The sequence below is a fragment of the Salinibacterium xinjiangense genome (assembly GCF_014645015.1).
GTDB classification, from domain to species: Bacteria; Actinomycetota; Actinomycetes; order Actinomycetales; family Microbacteriaceae; genus Rhodoglobus; species Rhodoglobus xinjiangensis.
Genome location: NZ_BMLC01000003.1, coordinates 180425 through 198411 on the forward strand (window position 1 = coordinate 180425; position 17987 = coordinate 198411).

17 protein-coding genes and 2 tRNA genes are annotated in these 17987 nt (G+C 64.7%); 15 read left to right on the forward strand and 4 right to left on the reverse strand.

The features are described 5' to 3' along the window. The first annotated feature begins 53 nt into the window (after nt 1-53). The gene (locus IEW81_RS11010) at nt 54-689 is read left to right on the forward strand and encodes a mycothiol-dependent nitroreductase Rv2466c family protein (protein ID WP_097061291.1); all 636 of its coding nucleotides are present in this window, start codon (nt 54-56) and stop codon (nt 687-689) included. Between the two features lie 49 nt (nt 690-738). Continuing rightward, on the forward strand, nt 739-1341 hold the full coding sequence (locus IEW81_RS11015) for a hypothetical protein (protein WP_097061290.1): 603 nt from the start codon (nt 739-741) through the stop codon (nt 1339-1341). On the opposite strand, the gene IEW81_RS11020 is transcribed toward IEW81_RS11015, so the two are convergent. Continuing rightward, nucleotides 1294-1965, reverse strand: coding sequence for a hypothetical protein (locus IEW81_RS11020; protein ID WP_143544708.1), 672 nt, complete (start codon nt 1963-1965; stop codon nt 1294-1296). The genes IEW81_RS11015 and IEW81_RS11020 overlap by 48 nt on opposite strands. Before the next feature lie 83 nt (nt 1966-2048). Between IEW81_RS11020 and IEW81_RS11025 the strand changes: the two genes are divergently transcribed. The 5 genes from IEW81_RS11025 to IEW81_RS11045 all read left to right on the forward strand — a co-directional run bounded on the left by IEW81_RS11025 (nt 2049) and on the right by IEW81_RS11045 (nt 6693). Then, a complete protein-coding gene (locus IEW81_RS11025; protein WP_229671367.1) occupies nt 2049-3029 on the forward strand; it encodes a DUF2332 domain-containing protein in 981 nt (326 codons plus the stop codon). A gap of 75 nt (nt 3030-3104) precedes the next feature. Beyond that, complete coding sequence (locus IEW81_RS11030; RefSeq protein WP_097061287.1) at nt 3105-3593, forward strand: ribose-5-phosphate isomerase; 489 nt, start codon at nt 3105-3107, stop codon at nt 3591-3593. Continuing rightward, a complete protein-coding gene (locus tag IEW81_RS11035; RefSeq protein ID WP_097061286.1) occupies nt 3593-4540 on the forward strand; it encodes an Fpg/Nei family DNA glycosylase in 948 nt (315 codons plus the stop codon). The genes IEW81_RS11030 and IEW81_RS11035 overlap by 1 nt, the downstream gene beginning before the upstream one ends. A gap of 16 nt (nt 4541-4556) precedes the next feature. Then, nucleotides 4557-5234, forward strand: coding sequence for an FMN-binding negative transcriptional regulator (locus tag IEW81_RS11040; RefSeq protein ID WP_097061285.1), 678 nt, complete (start codon nt 4557-4559; stop codon nt 5232-5234). Beyond that, nucleotides 5221-6693 (forward strand): amidohydrolase, encoded by a 1473-nt coding sequence (locus tag IEW81_RS11045; RefSeq protein ID WP_097061284.1) that lies wholly within the window; start codon nt 5221-5223, stop codon nt 6691-6693. The genes IEW81_RS11040 and IEW81_RS11045 overlap by 14 nt, the downstream gene beginning before the upstream one ends. A gap of 76 nt (nt 6694-6769) precedes the next feature. Here IEW81_RS11045 and IEW81_RS11050 read toward each other — a convergent pair whose 3' ends face one another. Further along, complete coding sequence (locus IEW81_RS11050; RefSeq protein WP_097061283.1) at nt 6770-7258, reverse strand: Dps family protein; 489 nt, start codon at nt 7256-7258, stop codon at nt 6770-6772. Nucleotides 7259-7433: 175 nt separating this feature from the next. Here IEW81_RS11050 and IEW81_RS11055 point away from each other — a divergent pair, with 175 nt between their 5' ends. Then, nucleotides 7434-8834: a sensor histidine kinase gene (locus IEW81_RS11055; RefSeq protein ID WP_229671368.1), complete on the forward strand. Its 1401-nt coding sequence runs from the start codon at nt 7434-7436 to the stop codon at nt 8832-8834. Between the two features lie 19 nt (nt 8835-8853). After that, nucleotides 8854-9501: a response regulator transcription factor gene (locus tag IEW81_RS11060; protein ID WP_097061281.1), complete on the forward strand. Its 648-nt coding sequence runs from the start codon at nt 8854-8856 to the stop codon at nt 9499-9501. A 52-nt stretch (nt 9502-9553) separates the two neighbouring features. On the opposite strand, the gene IEW81_RS11065 is transcribed toward IEW81_RS11060, so the two are convergent. Further along, nucleotides 9554-13318, reverse strand: coding sequence for an SCO7613 C-terminal domain-containing membrane protein (locus IEW81_RS11065; protein ID WP_097061280.1), 3765 nt, complete (start codon nt 13316-13318; stop codon nt 9554-9556). A 110-nt stretch (nt 13319-13428) separates the two neighbouring features. On the opposite strand from IEW81_RS11065, the gene IEW81_RS11070 reads away from it, so the two are divergent. Continuing rightward, complete coding sequence (locus IEW81_RS11070) at nt 13429-13602, forward strand: hypothetical protein (protein ID WP_179691880.1); 174 nt, start codon at nt 13429-13431, stop codon at nt 13600-13602. Nucleotides 13603-13607: 5 nt separating this feature from the next. Then, nucleotides 13608-14501, forward strand: coding sequence for an alpha/beta hydrolase (locus tag IEW81_RS11075; RefSeq protein ID WP_097061279.1), 894 nt, complete (start codon nt 13608-13610; stop codon nt 14499-14501). Between the two features lie 95 nt (nt 14502-14596). Here the strand turns inward: IEW81_RS11075 and IEW81_RS11080 are convergent. Then, nucleotides 14597-14667: transfer RNA gene (locus IEW81_RS11080), tRNA-Gly, on the reverse strand. Nucleotides 14668-14835: 168 nt separating this feature from the next. Between IEW81_RS11080 and IEW81_RS11085 the strand changes: the two genes are divergently transcribed. The 4 genes from IEW81_RS11085 to IEW81_RS11100 all read left to right on the forward strand — a co-directional run bounded on the left by IEW81_RS11085 (nt 14836) and on the right by IEW81_RS11100 (nt 17928). After that, nucleotides 14836-14909, forward strand: a tRNA-Pro gene (locus tag IEW81_RS11085). Between the two features lie 38 nt (nt 14910-14947). Then, nucleotides 14948-16360, forward strand: coding sequence for a trigger factor (tig, locus tag IEW81_RS11090; RefSeq protein WP_097061278.1), 1413 nt, complete (start codon nt 14948-14950; stop codon nt 16358-16360). Nucleotides 16361-16636: 276 nt separating this feature from the next. Beyond that, nucleotides 16637-17257: an ATP-dependent Clp protease proteolytic subunit gene (locus IEW81_RS11095; RefSeq protein ID WP_097061277.1), complete on the forward strand. Its 621-nt coding sequence runs from the start codon at nt 16637-16639 to the stop codon at nt 17255-17257. A 2-nt stretch (nt 17258-17259) separates the two neighbouring features. Then, a complete protein-coding gene (locus IEW81_RS11100; RefSeq protein WP_097061276.1) occupies nt 17260-17928 on the forward strand; it encodes an ATP-dependent Clp protease proteolytic subunit in 669 nt (222 codons plus the stop codon). The last annotated feature ends 59 nt before the right edge of the window (nt 17929-17987 follow it).

The window sequence follows — 17987 nt, forward strand, 5'->3', positions numbered from 1 at the left end:
TGGCCGCACCAAACCAGCTTAGGCACTCAGATGCGCCGAACTAGTCTGGAATTGTGACTGACGCCAATGCGACCGATGAGAATGCACTACGAACCGCCGTCGATTTCTGGTTCGACCCGAGCTGCCCCTGGGCCTGGATGACCAGCCGCTGGGTCGATGAAGTCGCCCGCCAGCGTCCTCTCGACATCACCTGGCACATCATGAGCCTCGCTGTCCTCAATGAAGACAAAGACGTCAGCGACGATCACCGCGCCTTCTTCCCCCGAGCACTCAGGTACACGCGGCTCGTGACCGCGGTGGGTGAATTGCACGGCGCCGATAAGGTCAAGCCGCTGTACGACGCACTGGGCGAACTGATCCATCCCGGCGGCAGCGAAGACCCGGATACGGTGATTCCTGCGGCGCTCGCCGCCATCGGCCTGCCGGTGGACCTCGCGCGTTACTCGGACAGCGACGAATTCGACGCCCGGATGCGCGAATCGCATTTCGATGGGATCTCCCGGGTGGGGGAGGATGTCGGTACCCCCGTGATCGCAGTCAACGGTGTCGCCTTCTTCGGTCCCGTGATCTCGCCTGCGCCGCGAGGCCAGCAGGCGCTCGATCTCTGGGATGGCGTGGTCGCCGTGTCGTCATACGACGGCTTCTTCGAGCTGAAGCGCTCACGTACACGGGATCCGATCTTCGAATAGTCGAGATACGACCGGGCGTGGCGAGCCTGGTTCACGAGACAATAGAGCAATGCGGTTGTTTCGTCGGCGGAGTTCGGTAGATCTCGGCATCTACAAGTCGCCGGCACCCCTGAAACCGCCGCCCATCCCGCGGATCGTGGAGGACGGGGTGCTGATCGCCGAATCACTGATGGTGATGACGCTGCGCAACCATCTGATCGTGAATGTGCTTCGAGACAAGCGTGATTTTGACGAGGAGTCACTCTTTTCGATGGCCACGAGAGAACTCGAGTCCCTCGCCGACAATGAATGGGAGACGGCAGAGCGATTGCGCATGCGCCGCGAGCCCACGAGTGTGGATGACCCGTGGCTCGAGGATCCGGACATCTCGGGTGATCACCGTCGTGAGAGCCAGCGCCGGGAGGCTGTGCACCGTGCCATGTCTGACGCCTTTGCAGCGCGGGCCACAGACCGCGATGTGCTGTCAGCGCTCGTGGAGCGGTCACGCACCAGCGCATGGGATGAGATTGCGACGGTGCTCATCGACCGGGCGACCGTCGATGAGCCAGTTCGCGATGCCGACTACGAGGCGCACCGAAGTGAGCGATTGGGGGCGCTGCTCGCGCTAGACCTCAGCGAACTCGCTGCGGAGCGCGGAGTCTCGCTGCTCTGAAGCGTGGGCGCCGGGCGTGCCGGTCATGCGCTCAACGAGTTCGATGGTGCCGACCAACAGGGATTTCAGCCGCGCGTCGGCATCGGGCACGCAGGCCAGCGCGATGCCGGCCACCGCGGTATGCACGATCATCGTGGCCGTTCGATCGGTGAACTCCTTCGAGCGGGCGGTCGACATGTATCTCCTCGCCCACCGTTCCTCACCCGGTGCCGTCAGGAATGCGTCGGCTGCGACCGCTTCCAACTCCGCGGAGCTGACCGAGTTCACGGCGACGAGCATCCCCACCGCCAGGGAGCGCTGTCGTTCGAAGCTGGCGATAGGCAGAGCGGCTGCGGCAGCATGCACGGCAATCGCTACAGTCACCAGCGGATCGCTGCTCGTCAGATTGACCACGCGATGGATGTGTTGGGTGAGGGTCGCGCGCGTGGCATCAGTCGACAGATCGTTGACGTTGCGTGCAACGGCCGCGAGCACCGGGTGCGTGCACGCAGGGTGGTCGCTCCAGTTCTCGCCCGCCAGGTACGAGGCGAACTCCATGAAGCAGGCGCCTCGCCTGGGGTTCCGATGCCGCCCGGCAGACAGGATCGGCATGACAAGTTGTGGTGCGGTGCGTGAGCTTCTCATGGTGCTCTCCTTCGCGAGGAATCCCCACCACAATTCTGCGCCAAGGCTGGCCTTACCGCCAGAGGAAGATGCAAAATCAGGGAATGGAACCTGTGGATGATGCCGGGCCGACGACGGCCGAGCGCTATCGGTCTTTCGCGGAGATCGACGGACTGGGCCAATCGGCGATCTATGCAGAGTGGGCCTTCGGTGTGGCCGCTGATCCGACCATCATCGACCTGATCGAGCAGTTACCGCCCGCGAAGCGCCAGGTGAATCTCGTGTTCGCCGCCGCACGGGCTGCTGGCGCGGCAACGGGCGGCTATCTCGAATTCCGAATGTGGATGCTCGAGCACTGGGCCACGGTTCGGGGCATCGCCCTGGCCCGCTCGACCCAGACCAACGAGGCCGCCCGCTGCGGGGTGCTGCTCCCACTGCTGGCCTCGCTGCAGCAGCCCATCGCTCTCATCGAGGTTGGCGCATCCGCCGGACTCTGCCTGTTCCCTGACCGGTACAGCTATCGCTACGGTGACACGGAGTTGCATCCAGTCGATGGACCGAGTGAGGTGGTCATCTCTCCGAAGATCTCCGGTGAGGTCCCCGTCCCCCGGCGAATGCCGCAGGTCGTGTGGAGAGCCGGTATCGATCTCAATCCCCTCGGGGTGGACGACCCCGTCGAGATGGCGTGGCTCGAAGCCCTGATATGGCCGGAACATGGTGAACGGCGCAGGCGGCTGCGATCGGCAGTGCGTGTCGCGCAGCAGGAGCCGCCGCGCATCGTGCGGTCGGACGCTCTCTCGGGGTTGGCGGCGCTCGCGGCCGAGGCCCCGCCCGACGCCACCCTCGTGATCTTCCACAGTGCGGTGCTCGCATACTTTCCGAAACAGGATCGGGACGCCTTCGTCCGGCTGGTTACCGGATTACCGGGACACTGGATATCGAACGAAGGCCAGACTGTCACTCCTGGCGTGCAGGAGCGGCTTGCCCGCCAGCCCGCGGATCCTGCGCTCTTCCTTGTCGCCATGGACGGTAATCCTGTTGCTTTCGCGGGAGGGCATGGTCAGAGCCTCGACTGGATCGACTGATCCCTGCACGGGTACCTGTGATCCATGGACCGGGGGTGTCCCATGAACCGGCGCCGGGATCCATAAACTGGCAGGATGCGCATCCACATCGCCACCGACCACGCTGGCCTCGAGTTCAGTGATGACCTGAGGCGGCACCTGTCAGCGGCCGGTCACGACGTGATCGATCACGGCCCCACCAGCTACGACGCTCTCGACGACTACCCCTCGTTCTGCATCAACGCCGCACTCGCGGTCGTCGCAGACCAGGCCGCCGGCATCGAGTGCCTCGGCGTGGTCTTCGGTGGCTCTGGCAACGGAGAGCAGATCGCGGCGAACAAGGTGGCCGGTGCACGTGCGGCTCTCGTCTGGAATGACAGCACCGCGCTGCTGGCGCGCCAGCACAACGATGCCAACATGATCTCGATCGGCGCGAGGCAGCATACGGTCGAGGAAGCCAAGCACTTCATCGACGTTTTCATCTCTGAACCCTTTTCCGGTGACGAGCGTCATGCGAGGCGGATCGACCAGATCGCCGAATACGAATCGACCGGCCTCGTCGTCGGCCACGGGATTGGTCGCTGATGCCCGAAGGGCATTCCGTCCATCGGCTCGCGAATCGATTCGGCCAGCTCTTCGTGGGGCGGGAGGTCGCGGCATCCTCGCCACAGGGTCGTTTTGCGGGTGGCGCAACACTCATCGACGGACGCTGGATGACGCAGGCCATGGCTGTCGGCAAACATATGTTCCTCGAGTTCGACAATAACCTGTGGCTGCACATTCACCTTGGGCTGTATGGCGCGTGGGATTTTGCGGGTGACATCAGCGCTGAGGCGCTATCAGCCCCATCGACCGAGGGCACAACGATCGGCGAACATGAGGATTCGCTGTCGAGCATCGGCGCACCTCGACGAGCCCGGCTGCGGATCTCCGAGGTGGAAACACTCGAAGAGGACAACGCGATCTTCCCCGCGGAGCCTGTGGGGGCCGTTCGGGTCAGGCTTCTGACGCATGCCACCGTCGCCGACCTTCGCGGACCAACGGCGTGCGAGGTCATGCGCGCTGATGAGGTGCAGGCCAAGATCGACACCCTGGGGCCCGACCCCATCGTGGATGCAGGTCGTAAAGCCGAAAACCGCTTTGTGGCGGCGGTGATGAAAAGAGCCGTGCCGATCGGGCTTTTGCTCATGGACCAATCGGTGGTCGCAGGAATCGGCAACGTCTATCGCGCCGAAATCCTGTTTCGCGCGCGACTGGACCCACACACGCGAGGTCGCGACCTGGACGAGAAGACCGTTCGCGCACTGTGGAAAGACTGGACGAAGCTGTTGAAGATCGGCGTCGAGACGGGCCAGATGTTGACGCGGGACAATCTCGGCCCGAATCCCGCACGGGGGTTGATGGCGCGGCGGGCGAATCGCTATTGGGTCTACCACCGCGAGGGTCTACGGTGCCGGGTGTGTGACTTCCCGATCGTCATGGAAGTGATGGGCGCGCGCAAACTCTATTGGTGTCCGCAGGATCAACGGTGAGCGAGAAGGAGCAGCCATGCGGATGACCCCGACGTACCTCCTCACAGATCCGGAGGAGGTCAAGCGGCTCATCCGGGAGAACCCGTGGGTGACGATGGTGTCGACCACCTCGGCGGGAATCGTGGCATCCCACTATCCTGTCGTGCTGGAAGAAACGGCCGAGGGCATCAGCATCGTGAGCCACGTCGGTCGACCCGACGAGCAACTCCACGAACTGGGCCAGCACGAGATGCTTCTCATCGTGCAGGGTCCGCACGGATACATCTCCCCGGGCTGGTACGCCAACAGCGACCTCATCCCGACCTGGAACCACCTGACGGCTCACCTTTACGGCACCCCCGAATTGCTGGGCGATGAGGAGAATTTCGCAGTGCTGCACGATCTCGTCCACCATTTTGAGCAGCGGATGCCGCAACCGGTCTCCCTCGACGTCGACGAGCGCGCCGCCCGCCGCATCGCCCGGGGTACCGTCGGGCTCAGACTGCGGGTCACGCGCTTCGATGCTCGGCTGAAGCTCAGCCAGAACAAGTCCCCAGAGGTATTCGATCGCATCGTCGAGGCCCTTGCTGGTGACGGTCCGTACAGTTCTGCAGCATTGGCTGCAGAGATGCTGCGTGTGCGGGCTGCCGCGGTGCTCGAGCCCTCCGAAGACGACGCGACCGACTACGACGCGACCGACGATGCTGCTTCGTAACGCCCGGATCTCCCGCGGTGACGGCACAGTCGTAGACCTGCAGATCGACGACGGACGGATCGTCTCGATCGTCGCGGCAGGGTCTGTTCCGCCGGGCACCCCTCCGGAGAGTGCCGACGAACTCGACGCCGGAGGACGCTGGGTTTCTCCCGGGCTGTGGGACAATCACGTGCACGCGAGCCAGTGGGCGCTCATTGCGAAGAGGCTCGACCTGTCGTTCGTCACCTCGGCGCGACAGGCCGCCGAACTCGTGGGTGAGGCGCTCGCTGCGGGGGTTGCCATCGAACCGGGGCAGGCTTTCGTCGCTTCGGGATTCCGTGATGGGCTCTGGCCGGATGCGCCAACCCTGGAGGTGCTCGATACCGCCAGCGGCGGAATCCCGGTCGTGCTCATCAGTGCCGACCTGCACGCGGTGTGGCTGAACTCCGCTGCGCTCGACCTGTACGGTCATCGCGGCCACCCGAGCGGACTGCTGGTGGAAGATCCGGCGTTCGAGATCACCCAGCAGCTGAACGCGGTTCCCGTCGATGTGCTCGATTCGTGGCTGGTGGATGCTGGCCACGCCGCCGCCGCTCGCGGAGTCGTCGGGGTGGTCGACCTCGAGATGGCCTGGAATCTCGAGTCATGGCAGCGGAGGATGGGCAACGGCTTCGACAGCCTGCGCGTCGAGTTCGGTATCTACAGCGAGCACCTCGAGCGGGCCATCGAGCTCGGGCTGCGCACCGGCGACGTCATTCTGCCGCTGCTCACGGTCGGACGGTTCAAGGTGATCACCGATGGATCGCTGAACACCCGCACCGCGTTTTGCTATGACGAGTACCCCGGGATGGAGGGTGAGCAGCACGCGCACGGGATGCTCACCGTGCAGCCCGCCGAGCTGCTGCCGCGAATGCGAGCGGCCCGGCAGGCCGGCATCGAGTCGTCGGTGCACGCGATCGGGGACCACGCCACATCACTCGCCCTCGACGCGTTCGAAGAGCTCGATGGTGGTGGGCGGATCGAGCATGCCCAACTGGTGTCCACGACGGACATTCGGCGTTTTGCCGAACTGGGGGTCACCGCGAGCGTGCAGCCCGATCATGCGATGGATGATCGTGACGTCGCTGAGAAGTTCTGGGCCGGTCGCACTGGCCGCGCTTTCCCGTTGCGTGCGCTGCTCGACGCCGGCGCGCAACTCGCCCTGGGATCCGACGCTCCGGTGTCACCGCTCGACCCCTGGGTAACGATCGCCGCGGCGGTCGGGCGCACGCGCGATGGGCTGGCACCGTGGCATCCTGAGCAGGCGATCACGATGCGCGAGGCACTCGCAGCCAGCACACGCACGACGGTTGCAGTCGGTGAGCCTGCGGATCTCATCGTGACCGACAACGACCCTGATGCTCTTGCGGCAACGCAACTGAGGGATGTTGTCGTACTGGCCACGCTGCTGGGTGGCCGAGTCACGCACAGCGTCCTATAACTCTCGCGGCTGAAGCGATAGGCGCAACGCAAGAGGCGGACCGACTCCGGTGGAGTCGGTCCGCCTCTTGCGAGAACTACTTCGTGGCGAGGTGGGCGAAGAGGAACCAGCGGTCCTTCTCGAGCCCGCGCGCGATCTCGATCGCGACATCCTGGCTCACCGGGTCGAGCTCAGCGAGCTCCGTGACCGCGGTGCGCACGGTGATGAGGGTTGCGTCGATCGACGCGATGACCTCGGCGATGACGACGTCAGACTGCTGGAAGCCTGCCGTGAGGGCTGGATTGGTGGCGCGGGCGCCGACGCTCTGGATACGGGCGTCGATCGGCAGCCCGAGAGCGACAACGCGTTCTGCGGCGGTGTCTGTGTATTCGCGGACGCGGTCGACGATGTCATCCAGGAGCAGGTGGACCGCCTGGAAGTTTTCGCCGCGTACGTGCCAGTGCGCCTGCTTGCCGTCGACGGACAGCGCCGTGAGGTCGGTGACGACCGGGCCGAGAAACTGAGCGACGCCGGAGGTGACGTCCGGGTCAGCTGATGCCTGGGAAATTGCCTGAACTTCAGTCATGGGAGACTCCTTCTCTATCTGTCTGGAGACAACGCTAGCGATGCGGGGATATTCCGCAAGCAAGCTGAGGCAACGCTAAGTCAACGTGCAGCAGAGTCACGGGGGGCTAACCCCACGTCGATTCGGTGTGGCTGCCCGCTGGCAGCAGAGCGGGCCAATTCGGGAGGCTTGACTCGTGATTGCGACAGACTTGGCCGGTGACCCCATGGCAGCAGACCCCAAGGCAGCAGGCCCCATGAGTGGCTCCACGACGCCCAGGGGAAACGGCTACGGCCGACTCTGGCGACGCCTGCCGGCCGAGCTCGTGTACCTCCTGATCGGCTTCCCGATTGCGCTCACCGGTTTCGGGATCGTGATCACTCTGTTCTTCACCGGGATCGGCACGCTCGTGACCTTCTTCATCGGGGTCATCCTGATCATCGGTGCCCTCTACGTGGCGCGCGGATTCGGAACTCTCGACGTGATTCTCATCGAGTGGACCGGTCGCCCCGCTATCCCTCGACCCGAGTGGCAGGATGCGCGCGCCGCGACCGGCTTCTTCGGCTGGCTTCGTGCGGTGCTCGGCAACGGCCACTATTGGCTCTACCTGCTGCACACCATGGTCGTCGACTTCGTTGTCAAGACCGTGACCTGGACGATCACGATCGCCTGGTTATCGATCACTGTCGGTGGGCTGACCTTCTGGTTCTGGGACATGATCGCACCCGTCGGTGTTGGCGACTGGCGCCCCTCCCAATGGCTTCTGCCAAACGCCGCCATCGACCACCAGATCGCCGACCGGATCCTGGGGATGCTGGTCGGGGTCCTGTTCCTGGCGACACTCCCGATCGTCACCCGTGGGCTTACGTCGCTGCACTGGCTCATCGCCCGTGGCATCCTCGGCGCGTGGAAATCTGATGCGCTGCAGCGCGAGGTTGTCACGCTTGCGGCGTCGCGTGGAGCCGCCCATTCTGCCGAGGGCCACTCGCTTCGCCGGCTCGAGCGCGACATCCACGACGGCCCACAACAGAGACTCGTGCGATTGCAGATGGATCTCGCGGCCGCCGACCGCCAGCTCGCGACCGATCCCGACCAGGCGCGGATCCTGATCGCTGAAGCCATGCAGCAGTCGAAGGATGCCCTCGAGGAACTGCGAGCGCTATCGCGGGGTTTCGCGCCGCCTATCCTGCTCGACCGCGGACTGGTCGCCGCTCTCGAATCTGCGGCGGTTCGCAGCACCGTGCCAACCCGGGTCGTGGACGAGCTTCCGCCCGGCGCCGAGTTCGCTGAGGAGATCGAGCGCAACGCCTATTTCGTTGCCAGTGAGGCCCTGACCAATGCGGCCAAGCACTCCGGGGCGACAGAAGTCGAGATGGTGGTCTCGCTCGTCGCCGGTGTGGGAAGCGATCTGGCCCTAAGCGTGACGGTGACAGACAACGGGATCGGTGGCGCGTTCTCCATTGCGGGCCACGGGATCGCCGGGCTCCAGGGGCGAATGCGAGGGCTCGGGGGCACTCTCGAACTGAGCAGCCCTGCCGGTGGACCGACTGTGGTGACGGCCAATATCCCCGTGGCATCGCCCGCATCGGTCCCGTGAGCCATGCCATCCTTGGGGCATGACGGCATTGCGTGTGGTGGTTGCTGACGACTCTGTGCTGCTGCGCGAAGGTCTTGTGCGGGTACTCGACGAGGCCGGGTTCACTGTCGTCGGCTCATACGGAAACGCGATCGACCTGCTGACAGAACTCGAGACCCTCGACCCCGATGTCGCCATTCTCGATGTCAGGATGCCGCCCACGTTTCGTGACGAGGGTGTGCGCGCCGCGATCGCCGCGCGCGGCCTGCGGCCGGGTCTCGGCATCCTGTTGCTGTCGCAGTACGTCGAGGTCGCCTACGCGCAGGAGTTGCTGTCGTCAGGGAAAGGTGGCATCGGCTACCTGCTGAAAGACAGGGTGGCGTCGCTCGACGAGTTGAAGGATGCCGTGCAGCGCATCGCGGCAGGCGGCACCGTGCTCGATCCGGAGGTGGTCGCGCAATTGCTCGGTCGCCGTGTGGACCCGCTGGCCACGCTGACTCCTCGCGAGCACGAGGTGCTGGCACTCATGGCTGAGGGGCGAACGAACGCCGCGGTGGGTGCTGCGCTCGTGATCGGCACCGGTGCGGTCGAGAAGAATGTGACATCCATCTTTCAGAAGCTGGGACTCGACGATTCAGGCTCAGACCACCGACGTGTTCTCGCCGTGCTCGCCTGGCTGCAGCGCTGAATCAGGAGCGCCGAATCAGGAGCGTTGAACCGGGGTCGCTGGCGCAGACCCGCTAGCGAAGTGCCGAGATGCGCCCGCCCATCGACGTGAGGTCGCGCATGCGCTTCTCCAGTGTGATGGCGACGAACAGGATGATCGCGCCGCCGACTACGGCCCAGACCCACCACTCGGTGAGCTGGTAAACGGCGACAATCTGCGGCGCGAAGGTGCTGATCGCGTGGATCAGCACCACGACAGAGCCAAGCACCAGCGGCGCTTGCAGTTTCGCGATGGCTCCGACGATGATCAGAATCACGCAGGCAGCCCCGAGCCCGACAAGCCGCCAGATCGGTGCGTCGGTGAAGGTCGCGAACAGGGAGGGCAGCAGCAGGACGAGGATGCCAGGGCCCAGCCAGGGCCAACTGCGCAGCTGGGTTTCGCGACGGAGCCGCACCGCTCCCACCACCAGCAACGTCGCAGCGAGGATGCCGGTCGCCCACTCGAATGGATCGATCGCACCGATGACGGTGGCGGTGGCGGCAACCACGACAACACCCGCGAAGGCGATCCAGCCTGCGATGCGGGTGAAAGGTGCGCGGTCGACGAGTTGCGAGCCGACAGACAGGCCAGAAAGGAGCACGAGCAGGGTTCCGGCCCGAGTGGCTCCGAGGGCAGTGGCCTGCATGACCGAGATCTCGATGACGACGATGCCGATCATCGCCATGACCAGCAGCACCTCGATGGCTTCGATGCGGCGCCTGCGAGTCTCGGCATCGGCAATCCTGGCCTGGATGACCACCGCCGCGACGAGCACGGCGAAGGTTACTGCCGCCCAGGCATCCACCTGGAGGTCTTCGCGCAGGGGCACCATCGCGATGACGAGTGGTCGCCCGAATCCCGCAACCAGCAGCCCTGCCGTGCTCGCAACGGCAGCCCCGTCGAGGTAGGGACGAAGCGCCGCCGGTCGCGTTATGAGGCTGGTGATGAGCAGCAGCGCAGCACAGGAGGCTGTGATGATAACGGTGCGGGTGGTCGGTCCGGTTGTGGCTACGACGGCGATCGGCAGGATCGCGACCAGCATCGCGGCGACAAAGATGTTCGGGGCTGCGACGCCTGTCACCTTCCTGCGAGAGGCGCCGCGCCAGTCGAGCAGCGCGATGATCATGAGCGCTCCGGCGAGGGGAAGTGCGAAGGGTTCGATGGGCTCGACACCTGCGTCACCGAGTCCCCGCCACAGACCGCCAATGGCGAGCAGCAGTGCCAGCCAGCCGATGTACTTTCGAGGATGCACTGACGAGAAGAGCCCGTCTCGCGAGATGGCGAGCATGAGCGCGGTCACCGCAGCTATCACGAGCACGAGCCACGTGGCATCCGTCCGGGCAGCGAGGAAGATGCTGGGAACAGTGACGATGACGACGCCGATGTCCAGCGGGGCCCGCAGGCCTTTTCCTCGCAGCTCCAGGGCCAGCGCTATGACACCAACGACCAGCGCCGCCGCAATCGGGGCACTCATCACGGCGAAGGAGGGCAGCAATGTCGCCCTCGCCAGCGAGTCGAGCGCCCACGCGGCGGCCGGCGCCATCAGCACGGATACCGCGATCCGCTCGATCGTGAGGGTCGCCGCAGGGGCACGCGCCACCCATAGCGCCAACACAACGATGAGGCCGAGCGCCAGCACGAGAGTGGTCGGACCATAGGGGAGCACGAGGCCCGTGAGCTGATCCCTGCTCGACGAGGTGATCCACAGGATCGCTCCGACCGCGACGGCCCCGACGAGTGACAGCCAGAACAGCACCCGCGTCTCGAGGGCCGATAGTCGGCTGGAGAGCATGGTTGAGGCGGCCAGGAGCAGCACGGCGAGAATGCCGACGAAGAGGCTGGATTCCAGCGAGGTGTTCGCGGCGTTGGCGAACCGCTCGTTGAGGTAGAACCCCTCGGCTGCGGCGGCGACGAAGGAGAGCACAGCCGCGGCACCGAGAGTCGCAGCCCGGATGGCGACCTTCCTCGTGGCCAGGCGAGCGGCGACCAGGATCACGATGACGCCCACCGAGCCGTACCACCAGGTGTCGATGCTGGCCCACGACGAGAGGTAAGCGAGAGTCGACGACACGAGCGCGCCAGCTACGAGGGTGATCCGGATGCCCGCGCTCCAGCCGTGCGTGTGGGAGATACGGAGCGCCACGAGCGCTGCCGCGGCAACGAGCACCCACGCGACAACTGCTGCCCAGAGCACTGCGACAAGCGGAACAGCGACCAGCAGCGTCGCGACTCCGGCGGCGACCACGATCGGGAGGCGTTTCTCGAGTGTTCCGGCGATCGCCCACGCCGCTCCCACCAGTATGACGATCACCAGCAGGGCGAGAATCGCGGCGGCATTCTCCGGATTGAGGAGGAGACGGGAACCACCGGTAGTGGTCCACCGCGGCGCGCCGGCGGTCGCGGCAGCCGCGCTGGGGATCACCGCGTACGTGAGGGGAATCAGCAGGATCAGGATGCCGATCACGGCGGCGGTCCGCGCGGCGATCCTGGCGAACTGCGACGCGAGTTCACCCATCGGCCTGCGTGCCAGCGATTCCAGCCCGAGTGCCACGATCGCAGCAGCGACGACGGGCCAGAATGCGGTAAACCCTGCGTCGACGACGCGGGCTGCGACGAAGAAGGCGGCGCTCGCGAGGGACGCCGCGCCGATCACGGCAGCGATGCGTGCGGGAACCAGCGGGTTACCGCGCCGAACCACCAGCAAGATCTGGGCCACAGCCGCAATCGAGACGATTCCCAGCCCGACTGCGGGAGCAGCCTCCCAGCCCGCGAGGAAGTTGTCGTTGAGGAACGGGCTGGTGACGGCCGCAAGACCGAGACCCAGCACGCCGAACGCTGCCACGATCGTCTTCTCGACGCGGTGCCTGAACAGCGGATGAGCCAGTCCCGCGACGGCCAGCGCGATGAAGGCCGAGAACAGGACGATGGAATCGTCTGCCGCATCCAGCGCGCTGCCGAGCGTGAGGGCGGCGCCCGGCGCAAGCACGATAGAAGCCACGACACTCGGTAGCCGCAGCCCGGAGAGTCGGTGCCAGGCAGCGAAGCCGACCGCTGACACCAGCAGCGCGATTCCCCAATAAGCAGGATCACTCGCGGCGCTCGCACCGAAGAAGTTGTTGGCCCGCACCGCGTAGACGTCGAGATAGAGGAACACGACTGCGAGGGCGGCGATCCCCTCAGCTGTGACGCGCAGGCGCCGCCGACGCTGGATCGAAGCACCGACGATCGTCACCGCCGTGACGGCGAGGATGATGACGGTGCGCCACACGAGCCCGAAGTTGATGAACGCGTAGACGAGGAAGAAAATCGCGCCGATCGACAGCAGCGACACCCCGGTGACCAGCAGGATTATCTGCACGCCGACGTGACGGCGTGGTGTGGCGGGAAGCGGGGGCGTAGCGGCAAGCGGGGGCGTAGCGGCAGGCGGCGCCGTTGCGGACACGGTGGGGGCTGCGGCAGCAACACGAGGTTGCGCGACAGGTGCTTGCGCGACAGCGATGGTCTGTGGTGCCATGGCGGCCATCACCGGTGCCGAGACGGCTGCCAGCTGCTGCGCTTCGGCGGCCGCGAAGTCGAACCGGATCTGCCCGATGAGTTCGAGTCGACGATCGAGGGCTGCTGCGGCATCCGTCGACGACGAATCCAGATGGGCGACGAGGGGCCCCTGCAGGTCGAGCCCGCAGGTGGAGCAGACCGGATGGACTCGGTCGACGAGGCAGGCCGGGCAGACCTGGTCGGAGAGATCCCGGGGGTTGCGCGGAAACTGTACGAAGCCGACGTATGGGAGGTAGGTACTCATCGCGGCTCAGGTTACTGGTGACAACGCGAATAAAGTTCACACGCTCCCTGACTGGGGAACGCCAGCCACGGCGTACGGGTGGGTCGAGAGGTCGCAGCTATCATAGAGCTGTGAACATCGTCGCTTTCATCATCTCGCTGGGCCTCTTCGTCCTGGGCCTGTACGTCATGGGTTCAGCGTTCTATGTGGAGGGGGCTGAATTCCTCGTCTTCCTCGGCGGCATCCTGCTGAGCAGCCTCGGGGTGTTCATCCCGATCCATGTTCTGAAGCGCATAGACGGCTGAACACCGTGCCGAGTCTGTTGAGCAGGCTCGCGCCTCTCGTCATCACCCTGAGGGGATCGAAGCGCGGATTCAGCACAGCCCAACGCACCCTCGACGATGTGGCGAGGCTGCAACGTCATCCGAAATCCTCCACGCCCCCCGCCCGGCTCGCGTCAAAGGTCGATATCACCCGTCGCGACGTCAACGGCTGGCCCGTGTACCACGTCTCACCGAAGGGCGGCCGACCCACCACCAGGGCGATCTTCCTGCACGGTGGATGTTACGTGTACGAGATCGACCCGGTGCATTGGAACTTCGTGGCTAACCTCGCGGTCGAGGCGGGCATCACCGTCATCGTGCCGATCATGCCCCTCGCGCCCACCGGGACAGCGAGCGTGATCGTTCCGGCCGTCGCCGACCTCGCAGCTTCGGTCATCGCTGAGGTCGGTGCCGAGAACCTCAGCATCATCGGCGACTCTTCCGGGGGAGGGATGTCGCTCGCGGTGGCCATGGAGCTGCGCGATCGCGAACTGCCGCCGCTGCACAGGCTCGTACTGGTCGCGCCCTGGCTCGACATCAGTGGAACCGATCCGATGCTGGCCGTCATCGCACCGAGCGACCCGTGGCTCGCGGTGGCAGGAACCCACGCCGCAGGTGGGTTGTACCGCGACGAGCTCGGCGAGGGCGACTGGCGTGTGAGTCCGATTCACGGCGACCTGACGGGCCTCGGGCCGATCACCATGTTTAGCGGAACCCGCGACATCGTGCACGCCGATGCGATCCGGTTCCTGCCGCTCGCCGCCGAGGCCGGACTCGAGGTCGACTACCACGAAGGCCAGGGGATGCTGCACAACTACCCGATCCTGCCGATGCCCGAGGGTGACGCCGCGCGGATGGCCGTGGTCGCCGCGATCCGCTGACGGTTCGCGTATCGACGGGAAGGTCCGACCGCCTTTCCGTCCAACCGGCCCGCGCCGATCAAGCGAATACATGTCGATCGGGTCAGCACATTCGGAGGGGATACGGAGAATCGAACTCCGGTCATCAGTTTGGAAAACTGAGGCTTTACCATTAAGCTACATCCCCGGATTCCGGCAGCAAGGCAACCGGAGAACCGTAGATGAGTGTACCCGACGGAATGGGCTGCGGCGCGCACTCGTGCCCGCAGAAGACACAGACAGTTGCGCTGTGCTCAGCGCGCTAGACTTGGCGAGGCCAATTTCGTTTCAGGACGACTCGAGGGCAGCCGACGTCCGGGGCGTAGCTCAGCTTGGTAGAGCGCTCGGTTTGGGACCGAGAGGCCGCAGGTTCGAATCCTGTCGCCCCGACAGCACTTCCCCCCAACGATCTACAGGAGAACCACAACGTGAAGACCACGGTTGAGAAGCTCACCGCCACCCGCGTCAAGCTGAACATCGCAGTGACCCCCGACGAGCTCGAGCCGAGTATCGCGCATGCCTACGAGCACATCGGCTCACAGGTCAACATCCCGGGTTTCCGCAAGGGCAAGATCCCGAAGCAGCTACTCGACCAACGCGTCGGTCGCGAAGAGATCCTGAATCATGCCGTCACCGAGAGCCTGGACAAGTTCTTCCGTCAGGCCGTGACCGACGAGAAGATTCGCGTTCTCGGTCGCCCCGAGGCCGACGTCACAGCGTGGCCAGAGGTTAAAGACTTCAGCGGCGACCTGGAGATCGTCATCGAGGTCGACGTACGCCCCGAGTTCGACCTCCCGTCTCTCGAGGGACTGACGCTGACCGTCGACGAGGCCAAGGTCTCAGCCGATGACGTCAAGGACGAACTGGATGCCCTGCGTAGCCGCTTCGGCACACTCGTCACCGTCGACCGCCCGGCCAAGAAGGGCGACTTCGCCCAGCTGGACCTCGTCGCGAAGATCGGCGACAACGAGGTCGACTCGGCCACGAGCATTTCGTACGAGGTCGGATCAGGCGAGCTCATCGAGGGCATCGACGAGGCGCTCGACAGCCTCAGCGCCGACGAGACCACCACGTTCGAGTCCACGCTGCTCGGTGGAGACCACGAGGGTGAGGCCGCCCTGATCACCGTCTCGCTGCTGGCCGTCAAGGAGCGCGAGCTTCCCGAAGCCGACGATGACTTTGCCCAGATCGCCAGCCAGTTCGACACCATCAAGGAATTGAAGGCGGACATCAAGGAGCAGGTCGCCAAGTCGAAGGTCTTCGGCCAGGGTGCACAGGCTCGCGACCAGATCGTCGACGAGCTGCTCAAGTCTGTCGAGATCCCCGTTCCGCCGAAGCTGGTCGAAGACGAGGTGAACCGTCATCTCGAGAACGAGAAGCGCCTCGAAGACGCCGAGCACCGTGCCGAGGTCACCGAGTCGAGCGAGAAGACGTTCCGGACGCAAATCCTGCTCGACTCGATCGTCGAGGCCGAGGGTGTCAAGGTCAGCCAGAACGAGCTCACCAACTACCTCGTGCAGGGTGCCCAGCAATACGGCATGGAGCCGAGCGAATTCATCCAGGTTCTTCAGCAGAACGGCCAGATTCCCGGGATGATCGCCGAGGTTGCTCGCGCCAAGGCCCTCGCCGTCGTGCTCGGCAAGGCGAAGGTCGTCGATTCGAAGGGCAAGGAGATCGACGTGTCGCCGTTCACCGCTTCGGCTCTCGGCGACGAGAACGATGAATCGGATGAGATCACCGCCGCCGACCTGGCTGGGTCGAGCGACGACCACGGTCATGACCAGAAGGATCCGCACGGTCGCAAGGCTGGCCACGAGCACTTCGGTCACGACCACAAGTAGCTTTTCACACGAAGGGCCCGTCACCTCGGTGGCGGGCCCTTCGTCGTTCACGAGAAACTTATGGAAATTCAGGATCTCCGATACGGATCCGCCGAAATGACGATGGCAGATGACCTCGTGATCCGGGGGTTCCTGAATTTACGAAGCGTGGAGGAGGGGGCGCGCGACTCTCCGCTATCTGCCCACGGCGAACACCGCCATCTGGGCTGATGCGCTCCAGTAGATTCGAATCAAGCGATAACGCAACACCGATTAGAAACAGACGGAGCGCACACAATGGCCCAACCGGCATTGGTCTCAAGCATCTTCGACCAACTCCTCAAGGACCGCATCATCTGGCTTGGCTCAGAGGTGCGTGACGAGAACGCCAACGAGATTTGCGCGAAGATCCTGCTGCTTGCAGCTGAGGACCCGAAGCGAGACATCTTCCTGTACATCAACTCACCCGGCGGCTCGATCACCGCTGGTATGGCCATTTACGACACGATGAAGTTCGTCCCGAACGACATCGTGACCGTGGGTATCGGCCTCGCGGCGTCGATGGGGCAGTTCCTGCTTTCATCAGGCACCAAGGGCAAGCGGTACATCACCCCCAATGCGCGAGTGCTCCTGCACCAGCCGTCCGGTGGTTTCGGCGGCACCTCTGCCGACATCCAGACGCAGGCTGGTGTCATCCTCGATATGAAGAAAAGGATGGCCGAGCTCACCGCCGAGCAGACCGGCAAGTCGATCGAGCAGGTGCTCATCGACAACGACCGCGACAATTGGTTCACGGCGCAGCAGGCACTCGAGTATGGATTCGTGGATCATCTTCGCGAGTTCGCATCAGACGTCGTGGGCGGCGGCGGAACAGACGAGGCCGTCTCCAACGAGACAGCTACAGGCGAAAAGGACTGATCATGGATAATTTCAACCTCCCGGGTTCGGGCATGGCCAGGCCCACGCCCAACGACCGCTACATCCTGCCGACGTTCGAAGAGCGCACGGCCTACGGCTACAAGCGCCAGGACCCGTACGCGAAGCTTTTCGAAGACCGCATCATCTTTCTTGGTGTGCAGATCGACGACGCTTCGGCTGACGACGTCATGGCTCAGCTCCTCGTTCTCGAGAGCCAGGATCCCGATCGCGACATCGTGATGTACATCAATTCACCCGGTGGATCATTCACCGCGATGACCGCGATCTACGACACGATGCAGTACATCCGTCCGCACATCCAGACCGTAGTGCTCGGCCAGGCCGCTTCGGCGGCCGCGGTGATCACCGCGGGTGGCACTAAGGGGAAGCGACTCGCGCTGCCGAACGCGCGCATCCTCATCCACCAGCCCAGCGGTGGGTCAGAGGGCGCGAGCCAGGCGTCTGACATCGAGATCCAGGCACGCGAGATCCTGCGGATGCGCGGCTGGCTCGAGGAGACCCTCGCGTTCCACTCGAACCGCTCACCGGAGCAGATCAACAAAGACATCGACCGCGACAAGATCCTCAGTGCGGCCGAGGCGATGGAGTACGGTCTCATCGACCAGGTGCTCACGAGCCGCAAGAACCTGCCGGTGCTGACCGCAGGCTAAGCAGCCCCAGCATCACAGAAGAAGGGCCGTCCCCGATCGGGGACGGCCCTTCTTTATTT

Bases quoted from the DNA above. Each gene is read 5' to 3' on its own strand.
- IEW81_RS11045 (WP_097061284.1), top strand. From the start codon at position 5,221: ATGCTGCTTCGTAACGCCCGGATCTCCCGCGGTGACGGCACAGTCGTA.
- IEW81_RS11065 (WP_097061280.1), bottom strand. From the start codon at position 13,318: ATGAGTACCTACCTCCCATACGTCGGCTTCGTACAGTTTCCGCGCAAC.
- IEW81_RS11035 (WP_097061286.1), top strand. From the start codon at position 3,593: ATGCCCGAAGGGCATTCCGTCCATCGGCTCGCGAATCGATTCGGCCAG.
- IEW81_RS11015 (WP_097061290.1), top strand. From the start codon at position 739: ATGCGGTTGTTTCGTCGGCGGAGTTCGGTAGATCTCGGCATCTACAAG.
- IEW81_RS11030 (WP_097061287.1), top strand. From the start codon at position 3,105: ATGCGCATCCACATCGCCACCGACCACGCTGGCCTCGAGTTCAGTGAT.
- IEW81_RS11060 (WP_097061281.1), top strand. From the start codon at position 8,854: ATGACGGCATTGCGTGTGGTGGTTGCTGACGACTCTGTGCTGCTGCGC.
- IEW81_RS11095 (WP_097061277.1), top strand. From the start codon at position 16,637: ATGGCCCAACCGGCATTGGTCTCAAGCATCTTCGACCAACTCCTCAAG.
- IEW81_RS11020 (WP_143544708.1), bottom strand. From the start codon at position 1,965: ATGAGAAGCTCACGCACCGCACCACAACTTGTCATGCCGATCCTGTCT.
- IEW81_RS11050 (WP_097061283.1), bottom strand. From the start codon at position 7,258: ATGACTGAAGTTCAGGCAATTTCCCAGGCATCAGCTGACCCGGACGTC.
- IEW81_RS11040 (WP_097061285.1), top strand. From the start codon at position 4,557: ATGCGGATGACCCCGACGTACCTCCTCACAGATCCGGAGGAGGTCAAG.
- IEW81_RS11100 (WP_097061276.1), top strand. From the start codon at position 17,260: ATGGATAATTTCAACCTCCCGGGTTCGGGCATGGCCAGGCCCACGCCC.
- IEW81_RS11025 (WP_229671367.1), top strand. From the start codon at position 2,049: ATGGAACCTGTGGATGATGCCGGGCCGACGACGGCCGAGCGCTATCGG.